Source organism: Plantimonas leprariae, assembly GCF_008802405.1.
Taxonomy (GTDB): domain Bacteria; phylum Pseudomonadota; class Alphaproteobacteria; order Rhizobiales; family Rhizobiaceae; genus Plantimonas; species Plantimonas leprariae.
In genome coordinates this window covers 22,452-47,159 of record NZ_VZDO01000008.1, presented here as the reverse complement: position 1 = coordinate 47,159, position 24,708 = coordinate 22,452, and the positions used below count along the sequence as shown (strand labels likewise).

The following is a 24,708-nucleotide window of genomic DNA, read 5'->3' as shown; positions in this document are numbered from 1 at the left end:
CCGGCGATGTCGATCGAATTCCTGCTGACGACGCTGATCATCGTGGCCTCGCCCGGAACGGGCGTGGTCTACACGCTGGCCGCGGGCCTGTCGCGCGGGGGTGGCGCAAGTGTGTTGGCGGCTTTCGCCTGTACCCTCGGTATCGTGCCGCATCTCGTGGCGGCGCTGACCGGCCTTGCGGCGCTTCTCCACGCCAGCGCCCTGACATTCGAGACCGTCAAGTATGCCGGTGTCGCGTATCTGCTGTTCATGGCGTGGCAGACCCTGCGCCAGAGCGGAACGCTGCGGATCGAAGCGAGGCAGGATGCGCGCAGCGCGCGCCGCGTGCTGCTGGACGGCGTCCTTCTCAACCTCCTGAACCCGAAGCTGTCGATCTTCTTCGTGGCCTTCCTGCCGCAGTTCGTGCCGGCGGCGGAGACGAATGCGCTGGCGCGGATGCTGGAGCTTTCCGGCATCTTCATGCTTGCGACCTTCGTCATCTTCTCGATCTACGGTCTCTGCGCCGCAGCCGTTCGCGACCGCATCGTCGGCAGCCCGCGCGTCATGACATGGATGCGGCGGACCTTCGCCACCGCCTTCGTCGCGCTGGGGGCGAAGCTCGCCTTTACCGATCGGTAGCTTCGAGCGTCGCCATCACTCGGCCGGCACGAAGCCCGTCGGCGCGGCGGATGCCGTGGCGGGGCGCGTACGGCGCGAGAGGATCGCCATCACCATCAGACCGCCGATGACCGAGACGTGCTCGGCGACGAAGAAGAAATGCACCATCGCTTCCTGCGGGTCGGTCATCGTCCAGAAGTGATGGACGATCGGGATGGTGAGCGCGGTGAAGACGGCGAGAGCGCCGCAGCCGAGCCAGGTCCAGCGGTTCAGGATCACCAGCAGCGAGCCGCCGATCAGGGTGACGATGCAGGCGATGTTGAAGGCGACGGCCGGCTGGAGGCCGTACATGGCCATCTCCGCGACGCCGCCCCGGAAGTCGATGAGCTTCGACAGGCCGCTGCCCCAGAAGGCGAAGGTCAGGACGATTCGGGCGAGGACGCCGAACCAGGGCGCGTCGACGAGGCGGGCGAGGGGCGAGGGCATGGCGGCCTCCGGAGCTTCGGTGGAAGATGCTGGATAGCATTCGGTGTTCCGCTGCGTAAGACGAACTTGCGACCTCGAAGAGCGCTTCGCGGTTCGATGTCGCGCGGTTTGGGCGTCGCGCGGTTTGGGCGGGAGCGCGGTGCAGCGTCGGCTGAACGCCGGATGAACGCTGGCTTCCGTCTCTATTCAGCCGCCGCCCGCGATATGTCGCCTATTCGAGCGGCCGATCCCCCAGGCCAGGCTCCCATCACGGAGGCACGCATGTTCACTTCTTTCGCGCGCGGTGCGCTGGTCGCGCTCGCGGTCGGTGCCGGCTTCGTCGGTGCGAGCGCGGTCCCGGCTTCGGCGACGAGCATCCTGATCGACGACGGCGGCGTGCGCGTGGTGGAACCGGTACAGTATCGCGACTACGATCGGCGCGACGACTTCCGCCGGGATCGCTACTTCGGCGATCGCGGCGGGTTCTGCAGCCCGCGTCTCGCGCTTCGCAAGGCCTACGACATCGGCCTCAACCGCCCGCGCGTCGTCGGCGAGGGCCGTCGCTTCGTGATCGTCGACGGCTTCCGTCGCGGCCGCATCGCGACCGTGCGCTTCGCCAACGACCGCGGCTGCCCGGTGCTCGGCGTCCGCCGCTGATCGCCAAGCGCTTCAATAGTTCGGAGCGGTTCCGGGAGACCGGGACCGCTCCTTTCACGTCTGCGAACCGGATCAGGGCTCGATCGCGAAGACCATCGTGACGTTCGCCTGAACGCTGCTTTCGCCGCCTTCGACCGGCACGACGGGGGCAGCATCCATCGCCATCGCCTTTCGGGCCATCGGCATCGGCACGGGGGGCGGGGAGAAGCCTTCCGACGCTTCCAGCCGGATCACGCGGCCGAGCTTGACGCCGGCCGCTTCCGCGAGGGCCGTCGCCGTCTCGGTGGCGTCCTGCACCGCCTTCCGCTTCGCCTCGATGCGCAGCTTGGCGAGATCGTCGATCGTGAAGCCGATGTCGCCGCCCGAGTTGACGCCGAGGCTGATCGCCCGGTCGAGGATCTCGCCGATCTTGCCCATGTCGCGGATGCGCACGGAAACGCCGTTGCGCGCCTCGTAGCCGACGAGCTCCGGCGGGTCCTGCCGACCGTCGTTGTCATTGTCGTAGCGGTATTGCGGCGAGATGCCGAACCCGGAGGTCTGCAGGTCGCGGCCTTCGATCCCGAGTTCCTTCAGCCCGGCGATCACCGCCGTCATCGCCTTGTTGTTCTCGGTCAGCGCTTCGCGGGCCGTCTTGGCATTGCGCACCACCTGGAAGGAAGCGGTGGCGAGGTCCGGCGCGGCACTCGCCTCGCCGCTGCCGGAGACGACGATCTCGCGCGGCGGCGGCGGTGGGGATGGTGGGGCCGATTGCGCGAGAGCCGCGGCCGGGAGAACGACGAGCGCCACGGCGAAGGCGGCGGAACGAAAGACCATGAACTGATTCTCCGGTTGGACCGCCCGCTTCTCCCATCCGATTGCGGCGGAACCCGCAATGATCCAGCGGCGGCGCCTCGCCGGCACCGTGTGGGGAACCACGGACTCGTTCGGGGATTTTGCGGCCGGATGCCGGGAGGCCATCGCCGCCCGGCGGGCCGCCCCTATGTGAGGCGGCGACGAACCACGATCACGAGGAGAAGGGCTCGGCGGATGAGCGCACTTCGCAAAGACGTTTCCGACGACGCGACCGACGGCAAGACCGAACAGCTTGCCATCGACACGATCCGCACGCTCACCCTCGATGCGGTGCTGAAAGCGCATTCCGGCCATGTCGGGGCGCCGCTCGGGCTGGCACCGGCGGGCTACACGCTCTGGACGCAGTTCCTGCGCTACGATCCCGACAAGCCGGACTGGCCGAACCGCGACCGTTTCGTACTTTCGGTCGGCCACGGCTCGATGTTGCTCTATTCCTTGATCCACCTCGCGGGGATCAAGGAGATCGACGCGGACGGGAAGCCCACCGGCAAGGCCGCCGTCTCGCTCGACGACATCAAGCAGTTCCGCCAGCTCGACTCGAAGACGCCGGGCCATCCCGAATACCGGATGACCACCGGCGTCGAGACGACGACCGGGCCGCTCGGCCAAGGCTGCGCCAACTCGGTCGGCATGGCGATCGCCGAGCGCTATCTTGCCGCTCGCTACAACAAGCCGGGCATGACGATCTTCGATCACGACGTCTACGCGTTCTGCGGCGACGGCGACCTGATGGAAGGCGTCTCGGCCGAGGCAGCCTCGATGGCTGGGCACCTGAAGCTGTCGAACCTTTGCTGGGTCTACGACAACAACCGCGTTTCGATCGAAGGCTACACCGATCTCGCCTTCTCGGAGAACGTCATCGACCGGTTCCGCGGCTACGGCTGGAACACGCTGCACGTGCCGAACTTCAACGACACGAGCCTCATCCGCAACGCGATCGAGGAGTTCAAGCGCACCGACGACCGCCCGACGCTGATCGTGATCGACAGCATCATCGGCTTCGGCCTCCAGAAGCAGCAAGGCACGGCGAAGGCGCACGGCGAGGCCTTCGACGCCGACGACGTGAAGATGGCGAAGCGCGCCTATGGCTGGGACGAGAACAAGGACTTCTACATCCCTGACGGCGTTGCCGACCGGTTCCGGGAGGCGATTTCGAGCCGGGGCAGCGACCTGCGCGAGAAGTGGGAGAAGACCTACGCCGACTACACGAAGGCGCATCCCGACCTCGCCCACGAGGTCGAGCAGATGCGGCAGGGCAAGCTGCCGGACGGCTGGGACTCGGACCTGCCGAGCTTCGAGGCCGACGCGAAGGGCGTCGCCTCGCGCGATGCCGGCGGCAAGGTGATGAACGCCATCGGCGCGAAGGTGCCGTATCTCGTCGGCGGTTCGGCCGACCTCGCGCCGTCCACGAAGACGTTGATGACGTGGGAGGGTGCCGGATCGTTCGAGCGCGACAGCTATGGCGGGCGGAACCTCCATTTCGGCATCCGCGAGCATGCGATGGGCTCCATCGCCAACGGCATGGCGCTGTCGTACCTGCGGTCCTACACGGCGACGTTCCTCGTCTTCTCCGACTACATGCGTGCGCCGGTGCGGCTGGCGGCGATCATGGAGGTTCCGGTCGTCTTCGTGTTCACACACGATTCCATCGGCGTCGGCGAGGACGGGCCGACCCATCAGCCGATCGAGCATCTGGCAAGCCTTCGCGCGATCCCCGGCCTCAACACCATCCGGCCGTGCGACGCGAACGAGACGGCGGAAGCCTGGAAGGTCGCGATGCGCCAGACGCACGAGCCTTCCGCGCTGATCCTCTCGCGCCAGCCGCTGCCGACGCTCGACCGCGCCAAGTACGCGCCCGCCGGCGGGCTGGAGAAGGGCGCCTACGTGCTCGCCGGCTCCGAGGACGAGACGCCGGAGGTGATCCTGATCGGCACGGGCTCGGAAGTATCGCTGTGCATCGAGGCCTTCGAGAAGCTGAAAGGCGAGGGCGTAAAGGCGCGCGTCGTTTCCATGCCGTCCTGGCATCTCTTCGAGCGGCAGGACCAGAGCTACCGCGACCACGTGCTGCCGCCGGACGTGATGGCGCGCGTCGCGGTCGAGCAGGGCGGCACGCTCGGCTGGGACCGCTACACGGGCGCGAAGGGTGCGCAGATCGTGATGAAGACCTTCGGCGCTTCCGCGCCGATCGCGAAGCTGCAGCAGAAGTTCGGCTTCACGGCCGACAACGTGGTGAAGCTCGCGAAGGAGCAGATCGCCTTGCGGAAGAGCAACGGCAAGGAATGACGGCCGCGCCTCGCCTGCCCATCAATCTCGGCATCGCCGCTTAGGGACACCCGCTTCATGCAGATCGGTATCATCGGGCTCGGGCGCATGGGCGCCAACATCGCGCGCCGCCTGACGCGCGGCGGACATCAATGCGTCGTCTGGGACCGCAAACCGGAGGCGGTGGAATCCCTCGCAAAGGAGGGGATGACAGGCGCGTCCTCGCCGGAGGACATGGCCGGGGCGCTGGCCTCTCCCCGCGTCTTCTGGATCATGCTGCCGGCGGGCGACCCGACCGAGGCGATGGTGCAGCAGATCGCGGCCTTCGCGCAGCCCGGCGACGTCATCATCGACGGCGGCAACACCTTCTACAAGGACGACATCCGCCGCGCGAAGGAACTCGGCGAGAAGCAGATCCAGTATGTCGACGTCGGCACGTCCGGCGGCGTCTGGGGTCTGGAGCGCGGCTACTGCATGATGATCGGCGGCGAGACGGAGACGGTGCGCAACCTCGACCCGATCTTCGACTGCCTCGCGCCCGGCCTCGGCACCATCGAGCGGACCCGCGCGCGCCATGCCGAGGACGACCGCGCCGAGCGCGGCTACATCCACGCCGGCGCAGCGGGCTCGGGCCACTTCGTCAAGATGGTGCATAACGGCATCGAATACGGCCTGATGCAGGCCTACGCCGAAGGGTTCGACGTGCTGAAGACGAAGAACTCGCCGCTGCTGCCGGATGACGAGCGCTACGAGCTCAACCTCACCGATATCGCCGAGGTGTGGCGGCGCGGCTCGGTGATTTCGTCCTGGCTGCTCGATCTCACCGCCGAGGCTCTGGCGGGCGACCACGACCTGTCGAAGTTCTCCGGCAAGGTCGCCGATTCCGGCGAGGGCCGCTGGACGATCCACGCGGCGATGGAGGAGGCGGTGCCGGTCTACGTCCTGTCCGCCGCGCTCTACGCGCGCTACCGCTCGCGCGAGGAGAACTCCTACGCCGACAAGCTCCTGTCCGCGATGCGCTTCGGCTTCGGCGGGCACGTCGAGATTCCGCAGTAATGAGCGCCGCACCGGACGGGTCGGCGCCGGCGGCGACGATCGTTATCTTCGGTGCGACCGGAGATCTCACGCGCCGGCTGCTCGTGCCGGCGCTCGCCAACCTCGTGCGGGACGACCTGATCAAGGCCGAGAAGTTCGCGATCCTCGGCGTCTCGTTCGAGGAGGGCGACGACGCCTCGCTCCGGCATCTCCTGGCGGAGTTCTGCACGGATTGCGGCGATGTGTGGGACCGGCTGCAGAGCCGCATCTTTTACCTGAAGGGCGACTTTACGGAAGGATCGACCTATGAGGCGGTGAAGGCGAAGCTCGGCGAGATCGGCTTCGCCAATGCCGGCTTCTACCTCGCGGTCGCGCCGACCTTCTTCGGCACGATCGCCGAAAAACTCGGCGCGACGGGTCTTCTGGACGAGACGGAGACCGCGTTCCGGCGGGTCTGCATCGAGAAGCCGTTCGGCCACGATCTCCAGTCGGCGCAGGCGCTGAACGCGAAACTCCTGGAGGTGATGGACGAGCGCCAAGTCTACCGGATCGACCATTTCCTCGGCAAGGAAACGGTCCAGAACATCATGACCACCCGCTTCGCCAACAACCTGCTCGAAGCCGTGTGGAACCACCGCTACATCGACCACATCCAGATCACTGCGGCCGAAACGGTCGGGGTCGAGAAGCGCGGCAAATACTACGACGCGACCGGCGCAATGCGCGACATGGTGCCGAACCACCTGTTCCAGCTTCTCGCGGCGGTCGGCATGGAGCCGCCGAACTCGTTCGGCGCCGAGGCGGTACGGACGGAGAAATCCAAGGTCATCGAGGCGATCCGGCCGGTGAAGCCTGGCGAGATCGCCTCTTTCTCGGCGCGCGGACGTTATGCCGAGGGCGAGGTGGACGGGCAGGGCGTCGCCGCCTACGCCGACGAGCCGAACGTCGACCCGGACGGCTCGACCGAGACCTATGTCGCGCTGAAGCTGTTCGTCGACAACTGGCGCTGGGCCGGCGTGCCGTTCTACCTGCGCACCGGCAAGCGTCTGACGGCCCGCGATACGGAAATCGTCATCGCCTTCAAGCCGGCACCCTACGCGATGTTCCAGAGCACCGACGCGCAGCGCCTGCCGCCGAACACGATGGTCATTCAGATCCAGCCGGACGAGGGCGTCGGCCTCAGCTTGTCGGCGAAGAAGCCGGGACCGCGCATCTCGATCGTGCCGGTGAACCTCGACTTCACCTATGCCGAGGAGTTTAAGGTCGGCCGCTCCACGGGCTACGAGACGCTGCTCTACGACATGCTGATCGGCGACCAGACGCTATTCCAGCGCGCCGACATGATCGAGAGTGGCTGGGCCGCCGTGCAGCCGTTCATCGACGCCTGGTCGAAGGGCGGCCGGGTGGAAACCTACGAGGCCGGCAGCGCCGGCCCGATCGGCGCGGAACGGCTGATCGGCAACGACGGACGCTTCTGGCACCGGATCGGCAGCGGCGAATGGCCATCGAACTGAGCGGTATCCGGCTCGTCGTCTCCGACATCGACGGAACGCTGGTCAAAAACGACAAGTCGCTCGCGCCGGAGACGGTGGAAGCGGTTCGCCGCGTCCGAGCGGCCGGCATCGGCTTTACCATTATCAGCGCGCGGCCACCGAGCGGGCTCGGCCCCCTGATCGCGGAACTCGGCTTGGACGGGCCGGCCGGCGCCTTCAACGGCGCGACGATCTTCCGGCCGGGCGGCGAAGTCGTCGAGGCGCATCACATCGACGAGGATGCCGCGCGCGGGATCGTTGCGATCCACGACCGACTGGGCATTCCGGTCTGGGTGTTCGCGGACGGTCGCTGGATGACGCGCACGCGGGAGATGCCGCACGTCGATCAGGAGATCGTTGCCGCTCGGCAGGATCCGGTTGTCACCCCGGACTTCGAGCGATGGATGAGCCGGGCCGACAAAGTTCAAGGCATCTCGGACGATTCCGACCTTCTGACGAAGGCGGAGGATGAACTGAAGGCGAGTGTCGGCGAACGCGCGACGATCGCGCGCTCGCAGCACTACTATCTCGACGCCACCGCGCCCCACACGGACAAGGGCCACGGCGTCCGCGAACTCGCAAAGGCCTTCGGCGTGCCGCTCGAAGCCGTCGCGGTCCTCGGCGATATGCCGAACGACCTGCCGATGTTCCGCGTCGCTGGGGTATCAGTGGCGATGGGACAGGCGCCAGACGAGGTGAAGGCAGAAGCGGACCAAATCACCAAATCCAACGAGGACAATGGCGTGGCGGCGTTTCTTGAGTTTCTTGGGAAATAGTTCCGGTCGCAGTGAATGCTGGATCGAAGCCGGGATTTGTCCGTTCCTCGAACCTATCGAACTTTCACCCGGTGATGAGCCGAAGCTTGGCGACGAGGGCCGCGAAGTCGAAGTCCTCATCCACGAGTTCCCTCAGATCGAATGGGCATTGCCGAGGCAAGTGATCGATCAAGCGATCTTCGTATGCGTTGAGATCGACGCGTGCGCGTCGCACGGCGAGACGCCATGTGCGATCCAGATCAAGCCGTTGGCGCATGGCATTCGTGAAGCGGCGAAGGAGATCGGTCGAGAACCTGTCGGCTTCCGAATGCCATTTACGCGCCGGGGCCGCGTCCGGCACCGATACAGATTTCAGGACATGGACGAAGATGTTCTCGATCTGGCTTTCCACCGAATCGAGCTGCGATTTGCCCATATCCTCGATTTCCTCCGCAACGTGATCGAGGTCGATGTTCTCGGGAAATTGCGTGCCGGTCGTCCGCAGCTTTCGCAGCAATTCCGCCTGTTGCTGCGTCCACGCATAGAAATCACTGTCGTAAAGCGCTTCCTTGGAAAATTCGGCGACGCGGCTCATGGCTTGTCCTTTGCGGGACGGTCGATGTTCTTGAATGATGGAGGCGCCTCCCACCGGACGCAAGTGCGCCGCGCATCCACGCAAGGAAACGCGGCGCCGATCGAGGGTTAGCGCGGGCGGAGGAGGTTGTCTTCCATGCGCTTCTGCTCTTCCGGCTCGACCTCGACCGCTTCGGACGTGTCGTCCGGCACGCCGCCGCCCGTCTGGGCGATCGTATCGTTCAAGGGCCGCGAATTGGTGCCGGCGGTCGGATGGTCCGCATCGCGCTTTTCGGCGTCGCGTTTATCGGTCATGGCGTCGTCTCCTTTTCGAAGACAACGCCCTGATCCAGCGGAGGTTCTATTCCTCCGGGACGACGCGCACCGCGCCCTTCGAGGCGCTCGTCGTCATCGCCGCGTAGGCGCGCAGCGCCGCGGTGACCTTGCGCTTGCGGGGCTCGGCCGGCTTCCAGCCGTCCTTGCCCTTCCCCTGCATCGCCTCGCGCCGGCGGGCGATCTCCGCGTCGTCCACCGCGAGGCGGATCGAGCGGTTCGGGATGTCGATCTCGATCCGGTCGCCGTCCTCGACGAGGCCGATCGTGCCGCCTTCCGCCGCTTCCGGCGAGACGTGGCCGATCGACAGGCCGGACGAGCCGCCGGAGAAGCGGCCGTCGGTGATCAGCGCGCAGGCCTTTCCAAGGCCTTTCGATTTCAGGTAGCTCGTCGGGTAGAGCATCTCCTGCATGCCGGGACCGCCGCGTGGACCCTCGTAGCGGATCAGCACGATGTCGCCGGGCACGATCTTGCCGCCGAGAATGGCCTTCACCGAATCGTCCTGGCTTTCAAAGATGCGGGCGGGACCGGAGAACGTCAGGATCGACTCGTCGACGCCCGCCGTCTTCACGATGCAGCCGTCCTCGGCGAGGTTGCCGTAGAGCACGGCGAGACCGCCATCCTTCGAATAGGCATGCTCGACCGTGCGGATGACACCCTTCTCGCGATCGGTGTCGACGCTGTCGAAGCGCCGTTCCTGGCTGAAGGCGACCTGCGTCGGGACGCCGCCCGGCGCGGCGCGGTAGAAGTCGTGGACGGTGCGGCTGTCGGTGCGCTTCACGTCCCAGCGCTCCAGCGCCTGACCCATGGACTCGGCGTGGACGCAGCCGGCGTCGGTGTCGATCAGGCCGCCGCGGTCGAGTTCGCCGAGGATGCCCATGATGCCGCCGGCATGGTGCACGTCCTCCATGTGGACGTTGGCGACGGCCGGCGCGACCTTGCACAGCACAGGCACGCGGCGCGACAGGCGGTCGATGTCGGACATGGTGAAATCGACGCCGGCTTCCTGCGCGGCGGCCAGGAGATGCAGCACCGTATTGGTCGAGCCGCCCATCGCGATGTCGAGCGTCATCGCGTTCTCGAAGGCGGCGAAGCTCGCGATCGAACGCGGCAGCACGCTTTCGTCGTCCTGCTCGTAGTACCGTCGCGCGAGGTCGACCACGAGATGGCCCGCCTCGACGAACAACCGCTTGCGGTCGGCGTGGGTGGCGAGCGTCGAGCCGTTGCCGGGCAGCGACAGGCCGAGCGCCTCGGTCAGGCAGTTCATCGAGTTGGCGGTGAACATGCCGGAGCACGAGCCGCAGGTCGGGCAGGCCGAGCGCTCGATGGTCTGGACATCCTCGTCGGAGATGCGGTCGTCGGCGGCGGCGACCATGGCGTCGACGAGGTCGAGCTTCTTCTCGGTCTTGTCCGCCCAGACGACCTTGCCGGCCTCCATCGGGCCGCCCGACACGAACACGGCCGGGATGTTGAGCCGCATCGCCGCCATCAGCATGCCGGGGGTGATTTTGTCGCAGTTCGAGATGCAGACCATGGCGTCGGCGCAGTGCGCGTTGACCATGTACTCGACCGAGTCGGCGATGAGCTCGCGGGAGGGCAGGGAATAGAGCATGCCGTCATGGCCCATCGCGATGCCGTCGTCGACGGCGATCGTGTTGAACTCCTTGGCGACGCCGCCGGCCTGCTCGATCTCGCGCGCGACGAGCTGGCCGAGGTCCTTCAGATGGACGTGGCCCGGCACGAACTGGGTGAACGAGTTCACCACGGCGATGATCGGCTTGCCGAAGTCCGAATCCTTCATGCCCGTGGCGCGCCAGAGCCCGCGGGCTCCGGCCATGTTGCGCCCGTGCGTGGTCGTGCGGGAGCGATAGGCTGGCATCTTTTCGTCCGATCGTTGACGATTCCGTCACTCGCCTACACCCGCGCGACGGGGAAACCAACCCCATTCCGAACAATACCTTGCGCGTGAACCGGGATCGCTTCCAGGCGGAAAGTCGCGGACGCTCTCAGCGGCTCGCCGCATGCTGCGCGGCGTTTAGCCGGCTTCGATACGGGACCTTAACGGATGGTGGCTATCGTTGCGTAAGGGGGTCGTCGACTGTGGGGTCCGATGACGATGCAGAGCCTGACCGGACGCGTCACCATGCGCGGCCGGCTGATGACGTTCATCGCCGCTTCGATGCTGCCGCTGGCCGGCTTCATCGGAGCGTCCGTCGTTTCCGAGTTCGGGAACACGATGGAGCGTGCCCGCAGCGACGTCATGCAGGCGGCGGCGTTCGCCGCCGGGCGTCAGGCGCAGGTCTTCGCCGCGTCGCGTGCGGTGCTGGATACGCTTCGCCGGTCTAGCGCCGTTTCGATCGAGGGCGGCCCCGCCTGCGAGAAGCTGCTCGCCAAGATCAAGGATGTGAACCGGCAGTTCATGTCGATCGGCGTCACCGACGCGGCCGGCGTGATCACCTGCCATAACGTCCTGCGGAAGCCGCAGGCCTTCACGGATCCCACGCTGATCCAGCGCATCCTCTCGGACGGCGCGCCGAACTTCGTGGTCGGCAACTTCATGATCGGCAAGGTCACCGGCAAGCCGACGGTCGTCGTCGCGGCCCCCATGCGGGACGCGTTCGGCATGAAGAACGGCATGGTCTTCGCCTCGCTCGACCTCGAATACCTGGCCGAAATGGCAGCCACCACATCGCTCGGCGGCCGTCGCAGCATCGCGATCGTGCAGCCGACGACGGGACGGGTGCTGACGCACTATCCGAAGGCGGCCTTCGCGTTGGGCGCGGTGTTCGAAGACCATCCACTGATCGCGGCCATGCGCAGTGCAGCCGCGGGCGGCGTGACGGAAAGCGCCGATTTCGACGGCCCGCTCCGCATCTTCGGCTTCGTGCCGATCGACGGCGCGGAAACGGCCGGGCTGATGCTGGCCGTCGGCGAGTCGAAGGCCGTCCTGCTCGCGCCGGTCCGAAACCACGCGCTTCTGTGGATCGGTCTCGGCGCGGCGGCGGTGACGCTGGCGCTCGCGATGGCGTGGTGGCTCGGCAACGTGCTGCAGCTTCGGCCGATCGCCAAGCTGACGGGCGCCGCGGCCCGCATCGGCTCCGGCGACTTCGGCGCGCGGGTCGATCTTACCGCCTGGCAGGCGCCGGAACTGCGCAATCTCGCGACCACACTGAACCACATGGCGCAGCGCCTCGCGGCGGGCCGCGAGGCGGAACGCGCCGTCGCCGCCAGCGAGGCGCGGTATCGGCTCCTCGCGGAAAACACCGCCGACCTCGTCACCTGCCTCGACGGCGATGGACGACGCATCTTCGCTTCGCCCGCCAGCGTCGAGATGCTGGGCCGCACGCCGGAAGAGCTGATGAACGGCCGCCCGGAGGAACTCATCCATCCCGACGAGCACGGAAGGCTCGGCGAGATGATGCGAAGGCTGCGCGCCGGCGAGACGGTGAAAGCCGTGCAGTTCCGCTATCGCCACGCCGACGGGCACTACATCTGGATCGAGAGCAGCGGGCGCCCGGCCGAGGGCGGCAACATCGTTTTCGCCATCCGCGACATCAGCGAGCGGCGCAAGATCGAGGAGAGCCTCGCGGAGGCGAACCGGCGGCTCGCCGCCCTCGCATCCACCGATGCGCTGACCGGCCTCCTGAACCGGCGCGCCTTCGACGCGGCGCTCGACGGAGCCTTCGCGTTCGCCGCCGCACAGAACAGCGATCTCAGCCTGCTGATGATCGACGTCGATCGCTTCAAGACCTTCAACGACCGCTACGGCCACACGGCCGGCGACGATTGCCTGCGGCAGGTCGCGGCGGAGTTCCGCCGCATCCTGCAGCGTCCGGGCATCTCGGTGGCGCGCTACGGCGGCGAGGAGTTCGCCGTCGTGCTGCCGGAAAGCCCGCTCTCGGTCGCCATCGAGGCGGCGGAGGCACTGCGCCACGCGGTGCGCAACCGCGCGATCGAGCATGCGTCCAGCGAGCACGGCGTCGTGACGATCAGCGTCGGCATCGCGGCGCTGGCCGGCGGAAAGGGTCCGGCGAGCCCGCGCGAGCTGGTGCGCCGCGCCGATCGCGCCCTTTACGCCGCGAAGGCGGGCGGCCGGGACCGGACGGAAATCGGCGTCGGCGAAATGACGAAAGCTTCGTAGTTCATCAAGCCGGGACGATGCCCCTCTCGTCGGCGGTCGTCTGCCGCCTAGCTCTCCGCTCGGTCCGCCGCGACGAGCGGCGACGAACTTCATGAGGGCTCTCGTGGCATCGCAGGATACTCCCGTCTGGTTCATCACCGGATGCTCGACCGGTTTTGGCAAGGAACTCGCGCGGCTCGTGCTCGATCGCGGCTGGCGCGCCGTCGTGACGGCGCGAGGCGAGCTGTCGCGGCTCGACGAACTGGTCGAGGCGGGCGGAGAGCGCGTTCTGCCGCTTTCGCTCGACGTGACGGATGCCGGGCAGATCGACCGCGCAGTCGAGGGGGTGGAACAGCGCTTCGGGCGGATCGACGTGCTCGTCAACAACGCCGGCTACGGCTACCAGTCCTCGATCGAGGAAGGTGAAGAAGCGGAGATCCGCGCACAGTTCGATGCGAACGTCTTCGGCCTCTTCGCGCTGACGCGTGCCGTGCTGCCGGTGATGCGCCGGCAGCGCTCCGGCCACGTGATCAGCGTCACCTCGCTGGCGGGCTTCGCCGGTTTCCCCGGCTCCGGCTATTATGCCGCCACGAAACACGCCGTGGAAGGCTGGTCGGATTCGCTCGCCGCCGAATGCCTGCCGATCGGCATCAAGGTGACCTGCGTCGAGCCCGGACCGTTCCGGACGGACTGGGCCGGCCGTTCGCTGAAGCAGACGCCGAATCGGATCGCGGAATATGCCGAGACGGCGGGCGCCCGCTTGAAGCTGACCTCCGACAACAGCGGCAAGCAGCCGGGCGACCCGGTGCGCGCCGGCGAGGCGATCATCGCGATCACCGGCAAGGACAAGGCGCCGCGGCACCTCGTGCTCGGCGGGATGGCCTACGAGGGCGTGACGAAGAAGCTGAAGGAGCGGCTCGCCGAGATCGAGTCGCTCCGCGAAGCCAGCCTCGGCGCCGACTATCCGGACGACTGAGGCGTCCGGCTATTTCTCGAGGCGGGCGAGCAGGGAAGACGTGTCCCAACGCCGCCCGCCCATCGCCTCGACCTCGGCGTAGAACTGGTCGACGAGGGCGGTGACCGGCAGCTTCGCACCGTTGGCGCGCGCTTCCGCCAGGCAGATGCCGAGATCCTTGCGCATCCACTCGACGGCGAAGCCGAAGTCGTAGCGGCCGGCATCCATGCTCTCGTGCCGGTTCTCCATCTGCCACGAACCGGCGGCGCCCTTCGAGATCGCGCCGACGACGGTCTTCGTGTCGAGGCCGGCGCGCTTGCCGAAATGGATCGCTTCCGCGAGACCCTGGACGAGGCCGGCGATGCAGATCTGGTTCATCATCTTCGCGAGCTGCCCGGCTCCCGCCGGCCCCATGCGGGAGATCGTCCGGCCGTAGGCCGCCATCACCGGCTGTGCGGCCTGGAAAGCATCCTCCTCGCCGCCGACCATGATCGTCAGGATGCCGTTCTGCGCGCCGGCCTGACCGCCGGAAACCGGGGCATCGAGGAAGCGGACGCCCTTCGCCTTCGCGGCGGCCTCCAGTTCGCGGGCGAGTTCGGCGGAGGCGGTGGTGTGATCCACCAGCGTCGCCCCGCTCCGCATACCGGCAAGCGCGCCGTCTTCGCCGAGGAGGACGGAGCGGACGTCGTCGTCGTTGCCGACGCAGCAGAACACGAACTCCGCGCCTTCCGCGGCTTCGCGAGGCGTCGCCGCCGCCCGGCCGCCGTGTTCCTTCGCCCAAGCCTCGGCCTTCGACACGGTGCGATTGAAGACGGCGATGTCGCCGCCGCCGGCCGACGCCAGGTGACCGGCCATCGGATAACCCATGACGCCGAGACCGATGAACGCCGTCCTAGCCATGCCCGAAGCTCCTCATCCCTGCCTGCCTGGATCGCGCTCCCTTACCATGCGGGGCGCGAGAAGCGAGGCGCGGGCGCGAACTTAACGTTCGGACCGATCGCTCGCCCCGCCTGCGGCGAGGGCGTCGCGCAGGACCCGGACATCCCGATTGATGCGCTTCAGGTCGTCCACCGTCATGCCGGACGCGCCGAGCAGGCGCTCGCCGAGGCAGCGGGTCCGCTCGCGCATCGCATGACCATCCGCCGTAAGACGCACGATCACCTGCCGCTCGTTCGCCGGGTTGCGCTCGCGGCGGACAAGCCCGGCTTCCGCGAGACGCTTCAGCAGCGGCGTGACGGTCGAGGACTCCAGCATCAGGCGGTCCGCGATCGCGCCGACGCTGGATGCATCGCGTTCCCACAGCGCCGACAGGACGAGATATTGTGGATAGGTAATGCCCAGCCGGTCGAGCAGCGGCTTGTAGGTGCGGCCAACCGCCATCGACGCGCCATAGAGGGCGAAGCAGATCTGATCGTCGAGGGCGAGCGGAGCGGCTTTCGATGGCATGGCGTACCTTCCGATCGCCTTTCGCTACCACAAAAACTCATATCGCGATAACTTTTTGATGGACAGCCGAAAGTAAGGCTGCTATCAGATAATTATCGCGATAACAGTAATTGCGAGAAGGGTTTGGGAAGGTGTGGTTTCGGGTCGGTGCGGGGGCTTTGCCGGTTTGTTTTCCGCTTCCATCGTCTCGGCAGGGGCGCCGGCCGATTGGACGGGTCAAGACCCGACCTCGTTTTTCCAAGGTTCTCAACGAAAGGCAGGACTGCCATGTCCGTGGACGTGATCTACAAGACGACCGCCACCGCTTCGGGCGGCGGCCGCGACGGCTCGACGAAGTCCGACGACGGCTCCGTCGACGTCAAGCTGGTCGTGCCGAAGGAGATGGGCGGCCCGGGCGGCCCAGGCGCCAACCCGGAGAAGCTGTTCGCCGCCGGCTACTCTGCCTGCTTCCTCGGCGCGATGCGCGCCATCTCCGGCAAGGTCGGCGTCAAGGTGCCGGCGGAGACCACCGTTTCGGCCGAGGTCGGCTTCGGCCCGCGTTCGGAGGGCGGCTACGGCATCACGGCCGATCTGACGATCGCGCTGCCGGGCGTCGAGCGCGAAGCGGGCGAGCGCCTGATCGCCGCCGCGCACGAGGTCTGCCCGTATTCCAACGCGACGCGCGGGAATGTCGACGTCGGCCTGACCCTCGTCTGACGCGTTCGAGACCGAAACCGCAGAACGCCCGCGATGCTTCACCGCATCGCGGGCGATCACGTTCGGGATCCGGACCGATGCGGCTGGTCTCGTCGCGGCGAGGCGTCAGGAAAGCTTGCGAAGCGTCGTCGTTCGCTCGCCGCGCTGGATCACCGTGTCCAGCAGCGTTTCGACCGCGCCGTCGACGCGCTGGCGAACCGGCGATTTGCGCGCGGCGACGCCGTAGGCCTTTTCGAGTAGCAGCTCGTCCCGGAACAGCGTTTCCAAGAGCGCCGCCGCGATCTCCTCGCGCAACGGGTCGAGGAATTCGACGCCGATGCCACGGCTCGTCACGCGCGCCAGCCGGCTCGGATAGGTGAGGGGGGAGTCGCCGACCATCAGCTCGAATTGCCGGGGGATCGAGATGTCGCGCTCGACCTTGATCAGCGCCCCGTAGCAGGTGATGTCGAGGATGCGGCACTCGTGCGAGACCGCGGCCTCATCGAAAGTGATGATGCGGCCGTTGACGTTGCACGTCTTGCGCTGCGCGCGACGCTTTTCCATGGCTCGACACCTTTCCGGCAACCCGACGGACGTATTGCGCCTCGCCGATATTCGCCTGGAGCGGCTTAACGGAGCCCTACGAATGTGAGCCCCCTCAACAACTCGAACGACAGACAGCGGGCGGCGTGCCGGCTTTGCCGGAAGCGCTCAGCCCCAGCCTTCGAGCACGATCTTGCCGCGCGTCGTGCCGCTTTCGAGGGCGACGTGGGCGCGCTTCAGGTTGGCGGCGTCGATCGGCGCCAGCCGCTCCGTCAGCGTAGTGCGCAGCACGCCTTCGTCGATGAGGCGCGACACCTCCGTCAGCAGCCGATGCTGGTCGCCCATGTCGGCGGTCTCGAACAGCGGCCGCGTGAACATCAGCTCCCAGTGGATCGATACGGATTTCCGCATGAAAAGCCCGGCCTCCGCCAGCCCGTCGATCAGGCCGAACCGGCCCTGCGGCGCGATCAGCTCGGCGATCTCGGCCGCGTGCGCGTTGGTCTGCGTCGTGGAGAACACGAAGCCCGGTGCGCCGAGCCCGAGCGCCGCTACTTCGGCCGCCAGGGGTTTCGAGTGGTCGATCACGTGGTGGGCGCCGAGTTCGCGCGCCCAGGCTTGCGTTTCCGGTCGCGAGGCGGTGGCGATGACGGTGAGTTCGGTCAGCTTGCGGGCGAGCTGGATCGCGATCGAGCCGACGCCGCCGGCTCCGCCGACGATGAGGATCGCGCCGGCGGCGCCGGGAACGGGACGCCCCACTTCCATACGTTCGAACAGCGCTTCCCAGGCGGTGATCGCGGTGAGCGGCAGGGCGGCCGCCTCCGCCCAGTCGAGCGAGCGGGGTTTGCGGCCGACGATCCGCTCGTCCACGAGATGGAGTTCCGCGTTAGTGCCGGACCGCGCGATCGACCCGGCGTAGAACACCTCGTCCCCCGGCTGGAACAGCATCACCTCCGGTCCGGTGCTCCGAACGATGCCGGAGGCGTCGAAGCCGATCACCTTCCAGCCGTCGCCGGTCGGTCCGGTGCCGCGTCGCTGCTTGTAGTCCACCGGGTTGACGGGGACCGCCTTCACCTCGACCAGAAGATCGCGGCCGGCCGGGGACGGATCGGGAAGGTCGATGTCGACCAGCGCGTCCTCCCGGTCGATCGATCCCGGAACCTTGTAGCCGATGGCGCGTATGGGACCCCCTGTTTCGCCGGCCTTGGATCCTGACGGCCAGGATCGGAGGCGGAAGTCCGAACTAAGATTGCCCGTAGCGTCGAAAAGGACGCCGTGTTAGCCAAGCTTCCGCCTGCTCGCCAACCCATTGATTTAATTGCGTAGGCGCGACGAATCATTATTGGCAGTCCTCGACGGTAAAGGTCTTCCCGCCACGGCGTTCGGATGCAACTTTGTTTTCTCGTAGCGGTGCGGACGACATGACGATCTCAGGTGATTTGGGCGAGCTGGTCGGCAAGAACGTGCTTGTGGTGGAGGACGAGTACTTTCTGGCGACCGAGATGGCGGAGGCGGTACGGCAGGCGGGCGGCACGGCGCTGGGCCCGGTGCCGGACGTGGAAGGGGCGATGGCGATCATCGCCGCGGCGCGGGTGGATGCGGCGGTGCTCGACATCCGGCTGGGCGACGAGACCTCGTTTCCGGTGGCGGCGGCCTTGAAGGCCAAGGGCGTGCGGGTCGTGTTCGTCACCGGCTACGACGACTGGTTCCTGCCGAACGAACTCGACGACGTGCCGGTCTATCGCAAGCCCGCCGACCCCGACAACGTCGTGCGCATCCTCCTCGAACCCAAACCCGGCGACAAGGCCTGACGGTCGCGCATAGACCGAAGCGGGCGACTGGGCGGATGGTGTCGCCGGCCACGTAGCGGACACCGCATGCGGCCCCGAGCGCATTTTGCCGGTCTCGGCGACTTGCGGAACGGACGGCGATATGGCCTGCCTCCGGGCACGGCGTCGCTCCGTATCGAGCGCGGCCGGCCGCCTTCCATCCCGGACTCTTCGCCATGCCCTCGCTCAGCGTTGCCGTTCGCGACCCGGTGATCCGGGCCAGCATGCTGACGATCTTCTGCTTCGGCTTCTCCGGCGCGGCGACCGGGCCCTACCAGTCCGTGATCGGCGTCCGGGAACTCGGCCTCGGCAACACGCACTACGCCACTCTGCTGCTCCTCGCCGCGACGGTGAACGTCTGTGTCAGCGTGACGATCGGCGCGCTCGCCGACCGGATCGGCCGTTACCGCTCGCTGATGCTCGTCGTGACGCTGTTCGGCGTCACCGGCTACGGCACGGTGTTCTGGCTTCCCTCGCAGGCGAGCTTCGTGCTGGCCGTGCTGATCCTCCTGCCGGTCTACAACTCCACGAACGCGCTTCTCTTCGCCAACGTGCGAAGCGCCGCGAACCGCATGGAGGGCAGCGATGCCGGGGCGGCGAACTCAGCCGCGCGTGCGATGATATCGCTGGCCTGGGTGCTGGTCCCCGGTCTCACGGCCTTCGCCCTCGCCGGGCAGGCCAGCATGCTGCCGGCCTACCTCCTCGCCAGCGCGGCTGCCTTCCTGTGCGTGCTTCTGGTGCTTTTCCTCATGCCGCGCGAGCGTGGCGAAGGCTCTGCGGCGGCGGTCGCGCTGGCCGACCGCCTGCCGTTCGGCGCGGCGCTTTCGCGGCCGCGTCTTCTCCGCATCCTCGCGATCGCCATGATCTGTTCCATGGTCCACGCCCACGATCAGACCCTGCCGCTGATCCTCACGGGGCAGGCCGGCGGCAAGATGACCGATATCGGCGTCGTCGTCGGCATCATCGCGTTTCTGGAAGTCGGGCTGATCTTCGTCTGGGCCCGGGTCCAGTCGCGGGTCGGCAACGTCGCCGCGCTGACCGCCGGCGTCGCCATCTACGTCGCCTATCTGGCGATGCTCAGCTTCGCGTCGCAGCGCTGGCAGGTCTACGCGCTGGCGCTGCCGGCCGCGGTCGGCGCCGCCGCCCTGATCAGCCTGCCCATCACCTATCTGCAGGACCTCATCCGGGAGCGTCCGGGCCTCGGCAGCTCGCTGATCTCGGTGAACTATTTCCTCAGCGCCGGCATCTTCGCCTGCGTCTTCGCGGTGGGCACACGTCTCGCCGGCTATCCGGGTTCGGTCCGCACCGCCGTCGCGATGGGGCTGACGGGGCTCGCCCTGCTCCTGTTCCTCGACGGGCGAACGGTCCTGTCGCGACTTCGAAGCGCCATCGCCGCGCCTCGGCATCGAAGCAACTGACGCCCTGTCCTGGTGCCGCTCGTGCAGGCAGCGGCCGTGGTCGCCGAGGACCTCGATGACGCGGCAGTCGGCGATCGCCCGTCGCCGGCCGGCACTCCTACGCTTCCTTCTTGCCCCTCGATCCCGGCAGGATGCGCAGCTTGTCCTTCATCTCGAGGATCTTCTGGACCTTGGCGCCGAGGGTGAGGAGTTGGACGAGGCGCCCGGTGTCGAGCTTGCGGACGTCGCCGTACCAGCCGGCGAAGAGCTCGAAGAGGTCGTGCATCTCGCGCAGGCGTTCCTGCGCATGGCGCTCTTCCGGCGAGCGCGGCTCCTCCATCAGGATCTCGCGCAGCATGGTCAGCGTCGGGTCGACCTCGCGTTTCTTGCGCTCCTCGACGAGGGTCCGGACGATCTGCCAGATGTCGTCGGGCGTGCCGAAATGGTCGCGCCGGTCGCCCGGCAGGTGCTGGAGCTTGACGAGGTTCCAGGCCTGCAGCTCCTTCAGCCCCATCGAGACGTTGGAGCGGGAGACGCCGAGCTTCTCGACGATCTCCTCGGCGTTCAGCGCCCGATCGGAGACGAAGAGCAGCGCGTAGATCTGCCCGACGGTACGGTTGATGCCCCAGCGCGAACCCATCTCGCCGAAATGGAGCACGAAGGTCTGGACGAGCGGCGGCAGTTGCATCGCGTTCCGGTTAGGCATGGAGCCAAAGGCGGATGATGAAGGCAAGCGTGCCTACCACGCCGAGACCCAGCAGCCAAAGCAGGAGCATCCAGCCGAGTTGCCGCGCCCAGAGGGGCAGGGCCGGCATCAATGGTAGCCTTCCGCGCCGACCTTGCCGCGGAACACCCAGTAGGCGTAGCCGGTATAGGCGAGGATCACGGGAATCAGCAGGCCCGCCCCGACCAGCATGAAGAGCTGGCTCGACGGCGGCGACGCCGCCTGCCAGATCGTGACGCGACCCGGCACGACGTTTGGCCAGACGCTGATGCCGAGCCCGACGAAGCACAGGCCGAACAGCGCCAGCGCCAGCAGGAACGGGTGGTGGTCGCGCCCATCTTCGGCTTTCAGGGCCCGGAAGAACAGCGCCGTGCCGACCGACAGAAGCAGCGGGACCTGCGCCGTCAGGAGCACGTTCGGCATGGCGAACCAGCGTTGCCAGTAGGCGCTCTCCAGGAACGGCGTGGCGAGGCTCACCGCGGCGATGGCCGCGACAGTGGCGACGCCGAGTTTCACGGACATGCGGCGGGCGTGCGCGCGGGCGGAGCCCTCCGTCTTCATCAGGAGCCAGGTCGCGCCGAGATGCGCGTAGGCGACGGTGACGCCGATGCCGGCGAGGATGGAGAAGGGCGTCAGCCAATCCCACCACCCGCCGCCATAGGCGCGGCCGTCGACGGTGATGCCCTGAAGGAGGGCGCCGAGCGTCACCCCTTGCGCGAGGGCGGCCACCAGCGAGCCCCCGAAGAACGCGGTGTCCCAGAAGGCGCGATGCGCCGGATCGCGCCAGCGGAACTCGAAGGCGACGCCTCGGAAGATCAAGCCGAGCAGCATCGCGATGACGGGCGCGTAGAGCGCGGGCAGCACGATGGCGTAGGCCAGCGGGAAGGCCGCCATCAACCCGCCGCCGCCGAGGATCAGCCAGGTCTCGTTGCCGTCCCAGACAGGGGCGACGGAGTTCATCGCCGCGTCTCGCTCATGCCCGACCTTCAGGGTCGGGAACAGGATGCCGATGCCGAGATCGAAGCCGTCCATCACGACATAGGCGAAGACGGCGAAGGCGATCAGCAGCGCCCAGACGGTCGGCAGGTCGAGGGAGACGTCCATCGGGTTCACTCCGCGGGCTGCATGCGGTCGGCGTCGATGGCCGGGGCGGGCGTGACGCCCGCGGTGCGGATCGGCATGCCGGTTTCCGGTCCGCTCTCGCCGCGGTGCGGCGCGTGGCTCATCAGCTTCAGGATGTAGAGAGTGCCGGCCCCGAACACCGCGAAGTAGATGAGGACGAAGGCGACGAGCGAGGCAGCCACAGCCGGCGCCTGCAGCGGCGAAGCGGACTCGGCGGTGCGAAGCAGGCCGTAGACCGTGAAAGGCTGGCGGCCGACCTCCGTCGTCACCCAGCCGGCGAGCACCGCGACGAAGCCGGCCGGGCCCATCGCGACTGCGGCGCGATGCAGCCAAGGTGAAGCGTAAAGCGTGCCGCGCCAGCGGGCCCAGAGGCTCCAGAGGCTCAAGGCCAGCATCGCGAAGCCGAGACCGACCATGACGCGGAACGACCAGAACACCACCGGCACAGGCGGCCAGTCCGCGCGCGCGATCGTGTCGAGCCCGGCCAGCGGCGCGTTCGGATCGTGCTTCAGGATCAGCGAGGAGAGCTTCGGGATCTCGACGGCGGCGCGCACCTCGCCCGCCGCCTGATCCGGCAGGCCGAACAGGATCAGCGGCGCGCCGTCGGGATGGCTGCGGTAATGGCCTTCCATCGCCATGACCTTCGCCGGCTGGTGCTCCAGCGTGTTGAGGCCGTGCATGTCGCCGGCGACGATCTGCAGCGGCGTCACCACCGCCAGCATCCACATCGCCATCGAGAACATCTTCCGGGCGCCCTTGTTGGAGCGGTCCCGCAGGAGGTGCCGAGCCCCGACCGCGCCGACCACGAGCGCGGTCGTGAGATAGGCGGCGAGCAGCATGTGGACGAGGCGATAGGGGAAGGACGGGTTGAAGACGATCGCCCACCAGTCGAGCGGCACGAACTGCCCGGCCTCGTTCGTGCCGAAGCCCTGCGGCGTCTGCATCCACGAGTTCACCGACAGGATCCAGAAAGCCGAGAAGAAGGTGCCGCCGGCGACCATCAGCGTCGCGAGGAAATGGAGGCGAGGACCGACCTTGTTCAGCCCGAACAGCATGACGCCGAGGAAGCCCGCTTCGAGGAAGAAGGCGGACAGCACCTCGTAGGCCATCAGCGGCCCGATCACCGGGCCGGCCTTGTCGGAGAACACCGACCAGTTCGTGCCGAACTGGTAGCTCATCACGATCCCCGACACGACGCCCATGGCGAAGGCGATGGCGAAGATCTTCAACCAGTATCGGAAGAGGTTGAGGTAGAGCTCGCGGCCCGTGCGCAGCCACAGCGCCTCCAGCACCGCGAGGTAGCTCGCGAGCCCGATGGTGAAGGCCGGAAAGACGATATGGAACGAGACCGTGAAGGCGAACTGCGCCCGTGCCAGGAGGAGGGCGTCGAAGCCGGCGAGAAATGACATGGCGCGACCCTTCGCGAACCGCCTGCGTTTTCCTCCCGTAATTTCAGTAATTACTGAAATTGCCGATGTCAATCGAGATCGATGTGGGCGTACCGCTCGGCTTGGCGGATTGGAGTTCGTCGGCGACGAGCCGCTTCTGGCGATGTCGCCGGCCGTTCAAAAGTTTCCGGAATGTCCTGGATGGCTTGGAAGCGGTCGGGCGGCTGCGCGCCGCTGCCTACCCCTGAACGCAAGCAACGGCGGTTGGAAGTCTGCGGAGTGCCGTGAAGGCGACTTCGGTCGGACAATAGTGTCGCGCCGACGAGCGGTTCGCCCAAGTGATCATCCATACGCGGCGGTCGTCGCTGCTTGCCGAGGCGTCGGTCCGTGGCTAGTCTCGCCGAACGACTGGGGGAGAAGGCCGACGAAGAGCGGTGCCCGAAGTCTATCCTGGGAGGAACTCATGCTCGATAGACGCGCATTCCTGCTGACGTCGGCCGCTGCCGGCGCGCTGCTGGCGACCGGAGGCGGCGGAGCGGCGCTGGCGCAGGACGCCGGCCTGACGATCCTCGCATCCGTGCCCAATCTCGGCTTTCCGTTCTTTGTCCACATGCTGAACCAGATCAAGGCCGAGGCGAGCGCGATCGGCGGCATCAAGCTGATCGAGAGCGACGGACAGAACTCCGCCCCCAAGCAGACCGGCGACGTCGAAGCCGCGATCGTGCAGAAGGTCGATGCGATCGTCATCTCGCCGCTCGACGTCAACGCGCTGGCTCCCGCCGTGGAGCAGGCCGTGCAGGCGGGCATCCCGGTGGTCACGATCGACCGGCGCGTCGACGGCGTCGACGGCATCCTCGCCCATGTCGGGGCGGACAACGCCAAGGGCGGCGAAGCGCAGGCCCAGGCGATCATGGCGGCGTTTCCGGACGGTGCGAAGATCTTCCACCTGCAGGGCCAACCGGGTGCGGGACCCGCCATCGACCGCAATAAGGGCGTCCACGCAATCCTCGACAGGCAGGACAAGTACAAGATCGTCTTCGAGCAGACCGCGAACTTCGCGCGCGCCGAAGGGTTGTCCGTCACGGAAGCTGGCCTTGCCGCGAACGGCAAGCCGGACGTGATCGTCTGCGCCAACGACGACATGGCGCTCGGCGCGCTGGAGGCGGTCACCGCGGCCGGCCACACCGACGTGAAGATCTACGGGTTCGACGCGCTTCCTGAAGCGCTCGCCGCGGTGCGCGACGGCAAGCTCGCCGGCACGGTGGAGCAGTTCCCGGGCGAGCAGTCGCGCCGGGCGCTGCGCATCGCCGTGGATTTCGCGAAGACCAAGACGAAACCGGCCGAAACCCTGGTGCTCCTGACGCCGATCGTCATCGGCAAGGACAATCTCGACAAGGCCGAGCGCATCAAGGAAACCATGTAGGCGATGCCGTGAAACGTCGCGCGGAGCG

The 24,708-nt window shown here is 67.3% G+C and carries 25 protein-coding genes; 12 read left to right on the top strand and 13 right to left on the bottom strand.

What is annotated here, in order from left to right; all coding sequences use genetic code 11:
- Positions 1 to 6 precede the first annotated feature (6 nt).
- Positions 7 to 618 carry a LysE family translocator gene (locus F6X38_RS11040; protein WP_150969880.1) on the top strand — a complete coding sequence of 204 codons (612 nt, stop codon included), beginning with the start codon at positions 7 to 9 and terminating at the stop codon, positions 616 to 618.
- 15 nt (positions 619 to 633) lie between these two features.
- On the opposite strand, the gene F6X38_RS11035 is transcribed toward F6X38_RS11040, so the two are convergent.
- A complete protein-coding gene (locus F6X38_RS11035; RefSeq protein WP_150969879.1) occupies positions 634 to 1,083 on the bottom strand; it encodes a DoxX family protein in 450 nt (149 codons plus the stop codon).
- A gap of 261 nt (positions 1,084 to 1,344) precedes the next feature.
- Between F6X38_RS11035 and F6X38_RS11030 the strand changes: the two genes are divergently transcribed.
- A complete protein-coding gene (locus F6X38_RS11030; RefSeq protein ID WP_150969878.1) occupies positions 1,345 to 1,719 on the top strand; it encodes a hypothetical protein in 375 nt (124 codons plus the stop codon).
- 72 nt (positions 1,720 to 1,791) lie between these two features.
- Here the strand turns inward: F6X38_RS11030 and F6X38_RS11025 are convergent, their stop codons facing one another.
- Complete coding sequence (locus F6X38_RS11025; RefSeq protein WP_150969877.1) at positions 1,792 to 2,532, bottom strand: SIMPL domain-containing protein; 741 nt, start codon at positions 2,530 to 2,532, stop codon at positions 1,792 to 1,794.
- 213 nt (positions 2,533 to 2,745) lie between these two features.
- Here F6X38_RS11025 and tkt point away from each other — a divergent pair, with 213 nt between their 5' ends.
- Genes tkt through F6X38_RS11005 form a run of 4 tightly spaced genes read left to right on the top strand, consistent with a single transcriptional unit; the run spans position 2,746 to position 8,176 of the window.
- Positions 2,746 to 4,854, top strand: coding sequence for a transketolase (gene tkt / locus F6X38_RS11020; RefSeq protein ID WP_150969876.1), 2,109 nt, complete (start codon positions 2,746 to 2,748; stop codon positions 4,852 to 4,854).
- A 24-nt stretch (positions 4,855 to 4,878) separates the two neighbouring features.
- Complete coding sequence (gene gnd, locus F6X38_RS11015) at positions 4,879 to 5,889, top strand: phosphogluconate dehydrogenase (NAD(+)-dependent, decarboxylating) (protein WP_281353059.1); 1,011 nt, start codon at positions 4,879 to 4,881, stop codon at positions 5,887 to 5,889.
- Positions 5,889 to 7,382, top strand: coding sequence for a glucose-6-phosphate dehydrogenase (zwf, locus tag F6X38_RS11010; RefSeq protein WP_150969874.1), 1,494 nt, complete (start codon positions 5,889 to 5,891; stop codon positions 7,380 to 7,382). The genes gnd and zwf overlap by 1 nt, the downstream gene beginning before the upstream one ends.
- Positions 7,367 to 8,176, top strand: a complete 810-nt coding sequence (locus F6X38_RS11005) for a Cof-type HAD-IIB family hydrolase (protein ID WP_150969873.1) — start codon at positions 7,367 to 7,369, stop codon at positions 8,174 to 8,176. Before zwf ends, F6X38_RS11005 begins: the two co-directional genes overlap by 16 nt.
- A 64-nt stretch (positions 8,177 to 8,240) precedes the next feature.
- On the opposite strand, the gene F6X38_RS11000 is transcribed toward F6X38_RS11005, so the two are convergent.
- The 3 genes from F6X38_RS11000 to ilvD form a co-directional block, all read right to left on the bottom strand.
- Positions 8,241 to 8,750: a DUF29 domain-containing protein gene (locus F6X38_RS11000; RefSeq protein ID WP_150969871.1), complete on the bottom strand. Its 510-nt coding sequence runs from the start codon at positions 8,748 to 8,750 to the stop codon at positions 8,241 to 8,243.
- Between the two features lie 107 nt (positions 8,751 to 8,857).
- Positions 8,858 to 9,043, bottom strand: coding sequence for a hypothetical protein (locus F6X38_RS10995; RefSeq protein ID WP_150969869.1), 186 nt, complete (start codon positions 9,041 to 9,043; stop codon positions 8,858 to 8,860).
- Positions 9,044 to 9,089: 46 nt separating this feature from the next.
- On the bottom strand, positions 9,090 to 10,940 hold the full coding sequence (gene ilvD / locus F6X38_RS10990; protein ID WP_150969867.1) for a dihydroxy-acid dehydratase: 1,851 nt from the start codon (positions 10,938 to 10,940) through the stop codon (positions 9,090 to 9,092).
- 231 nt (positions 10,941 to 11,171) lie between these two features.
- Between ilvD and F6X38_RS10985 the strand changes: the two genes are divergently transcribed.
- Complete coding sequence (locus F6X38_RS10985) at positions 11,172 to 13,202, top strand: diguanylate cyclase (protein ID WP_150969865.1); 2,031 nt, start codon at positions 11,172 to 11,174, stop codon at positions 13,200 to 13,202.
- Between the two features lie 91 nt (positions 13,203 to 13,293).
- Positions 13,294 to 14,157, top strand: a complete 864-nt coding sequence (locus F6X38_RS10980) for an oxidoreductase (protein WP_150969862.1) — start codon at positions 13,294 to 13,296, stop codon at positions 14,155 to 14,157.
- A 9-nt stretch (positions 14,158 to 14,166) separates the two neighbouring features.
- Here F6X38_RS10980 and F6X38_RS10975 read toward each other — a convergent pair whose 3' ends face one another.
- Together F6X38_RS10975 and F6X38_RS10970 are read right to left on the bottom strand one after the other, a co-directional pair.
- Complete coding sequence (locus F6X38_RS10975; RefSeq protein WP_150969860.1) at positions 14,167 to 15,036, bottom strand: NAD(P)-dependent oxidoreductase; 870 nt, start codon at positions 15,034 to 15,036, stop codon at positions 14,167 to 14,169.
- An 81-nt stretch (positions 15,037 to 15,117) separates the two neighbouring features.
- The gene (locus F6X38_RS10970; protein ID WP_150969858.1) at positions 15,118 to 15,582 is read right to left on the bottom strand and encodes a MarR family winged helix-turn-helix transcriptional regulator; all 465 of its coding nucleotides are present in this window, start codon (positions 15,580 to 15,582) and stop codon (positions 15,118 to 15,120) included.
- Between the two features lie 267 nt (positions 15,583 to 15,849).
- Here F6X38_RS10970 and F6X38_RS10965 point away from each other — a divergent pair, with 267 nt between their 5' ends.
- A complete protein-coding gene (locus tag F6X38_RS10965) occupies positions 15,850 to 16,278 on the top strand; it encodes an organic hydroperoxide resistance protein (protein ID WP_150969855.1) in 429 nt (142 codons plus the stop codon).
- A gap of 105 nt (positions 16,279 to 16,383) precedes the next feature.
- Here the strand turns inward: F6X38_RS10965 and F6X38_RS10960 are convergent, their stop codons facing one another.
- Together F6X38_RS10960 and F6X38_RS10955 are read right to left on the bottom strand one after the other, a co-directional pair.
- Positions 16,384 to 16,821 carry a PilZ domain-containing protein gene (locus tag F6X38_RS10960; RefSeq protein ID WP_150969853.1) on the bottom strand — a complete coding sequence of 146 codons (438 nt, stop codon included), beginning with the start codon at positions 16,819 to 16,821 and terminating at the stop codon, positions 16,384 to 16,386.
- A gap of 147 nt (positions 16,822 to 16,968) precedes the next feature.
- Positions 16,969 to 17,979 (bottom strand): zinc-binding alcohol dehydrogenase family protein, encoded by a 1,011-nt coding sequence (locus tag F6X38_RS10955; protein WP_150969851.1) that lies wholly within the window; start codon positions 17,977 to 17,979, stop codon positions 16,969 to 16,971.
- Between the two features lie 239 nt (positions 17,980 to 18,218).
- Between F6X38_RS10955 and F6X38_RS10950 the strand changes: the two genes are divergently transcribed.
- On the top strand, positions 18,219 to 18,608 hold the full coding sequence (locus tag F6X38_RS10950; protein ID WP_150969849.1) for a response regulator: 390 nt from the start codon (positions 18,219 to 18,221) through the stop codon (positions 18,606 to 18,608).
- 194 nt (positions 18,609 to 18,802) lie between these two features.
- Positions 18,803 to 20,044: an MFS transporter gene (locus F6X38_RS10945; RefSeq protein ID WP_150969848.1), complete on the top strand. Its 1,242-nt coding sequence runs from the start codon at positions 18,803 to 18,805 to the stop codon at positions 20,042 to 20,044.
- A gap of 97 nt (positions 20,045 to 20,141) precedes the next feature.
- Here F6X38_RS10945 and F6X38_RS10940 read toward each other — a convergent pair whose 3' ends face one another.
- The 4 genes from F6X38_RS10940 to F6X38_RS10925 are packed head-to-tail and all read right to left on the bottom strand — an operon-like array spanning position 20,142 to position 23,278.
- Positions 20,142 to 20,711: a GbsR/MarR family transcriptional regulator gene (locus F6X38_RS10940; RefSeq protein ID WP_150969846.1), complete on the bottom strand. Its 570-nt coding sequence runs from the start codon at positions 20,709 to 20,711 to the stop codon at positions 20,142 to 20,144.
- A gap of 10 nt (positions 20,712 to 20,721) precedes the next feature.
- The gene (locus tag F6X38_RS10935; RefSeq protein WP_150969845.1) at positions 20,722 to 20,838 is read right to left on the bottom strand and encodes a DUF2474 domain-containing protein; all 117 of its coding nucleotides are present in this window, start codon (positions 20,836 to 20,838) and stop codon (positions 20,722 to 20,724) included.
- Positions 20,838 to 21,851, bottom strand: a complete 1,014-nt coding sequence (gene cydB / locus F6X38_RS10930; RefSeq protein ID WP_150969843.1) for a cytochrome d ubiquinol oxidase subunit II — start codon at positions 21,849 to 21,851, stop codon at positions 20,838 to 20,840. Before cydB ends, F6X38_RS10935 begins: the two co-directional genes overlap by 1 nt.
- A 5-nt stretch (positions 21,852 to 21,856) precedes the next feature.
- Entirely contained in the window at positions 21,857 to 23,278 is a 1,422-nt protein-coding gene (locus F6X38_RS10925; RefSeq protein ID WP_150969841.1) for a cytochrome ubiquinol oxidase subunit I, read from the bottom strand.
- Between the two features lie 442 nt (positions 23,279 to 23,720).
- Here F6X38_RS10925 and F6X38_RS10920 point away from each other — a divergent pair, with 442 nt between their 5' ends.
- Complete coding sequence (locus F6X38_RS10920) at positions 23,721 to 24,680, top strand: substrate-binding domain-containing protein (protein WP_150969839.1); 960 nt, start codon at positions 23,721 to 23,723, stop codon at positions 24,678 to 24,680.
- Positions 24,681 to 24,708: the final 28 nt, after the last annotated feature.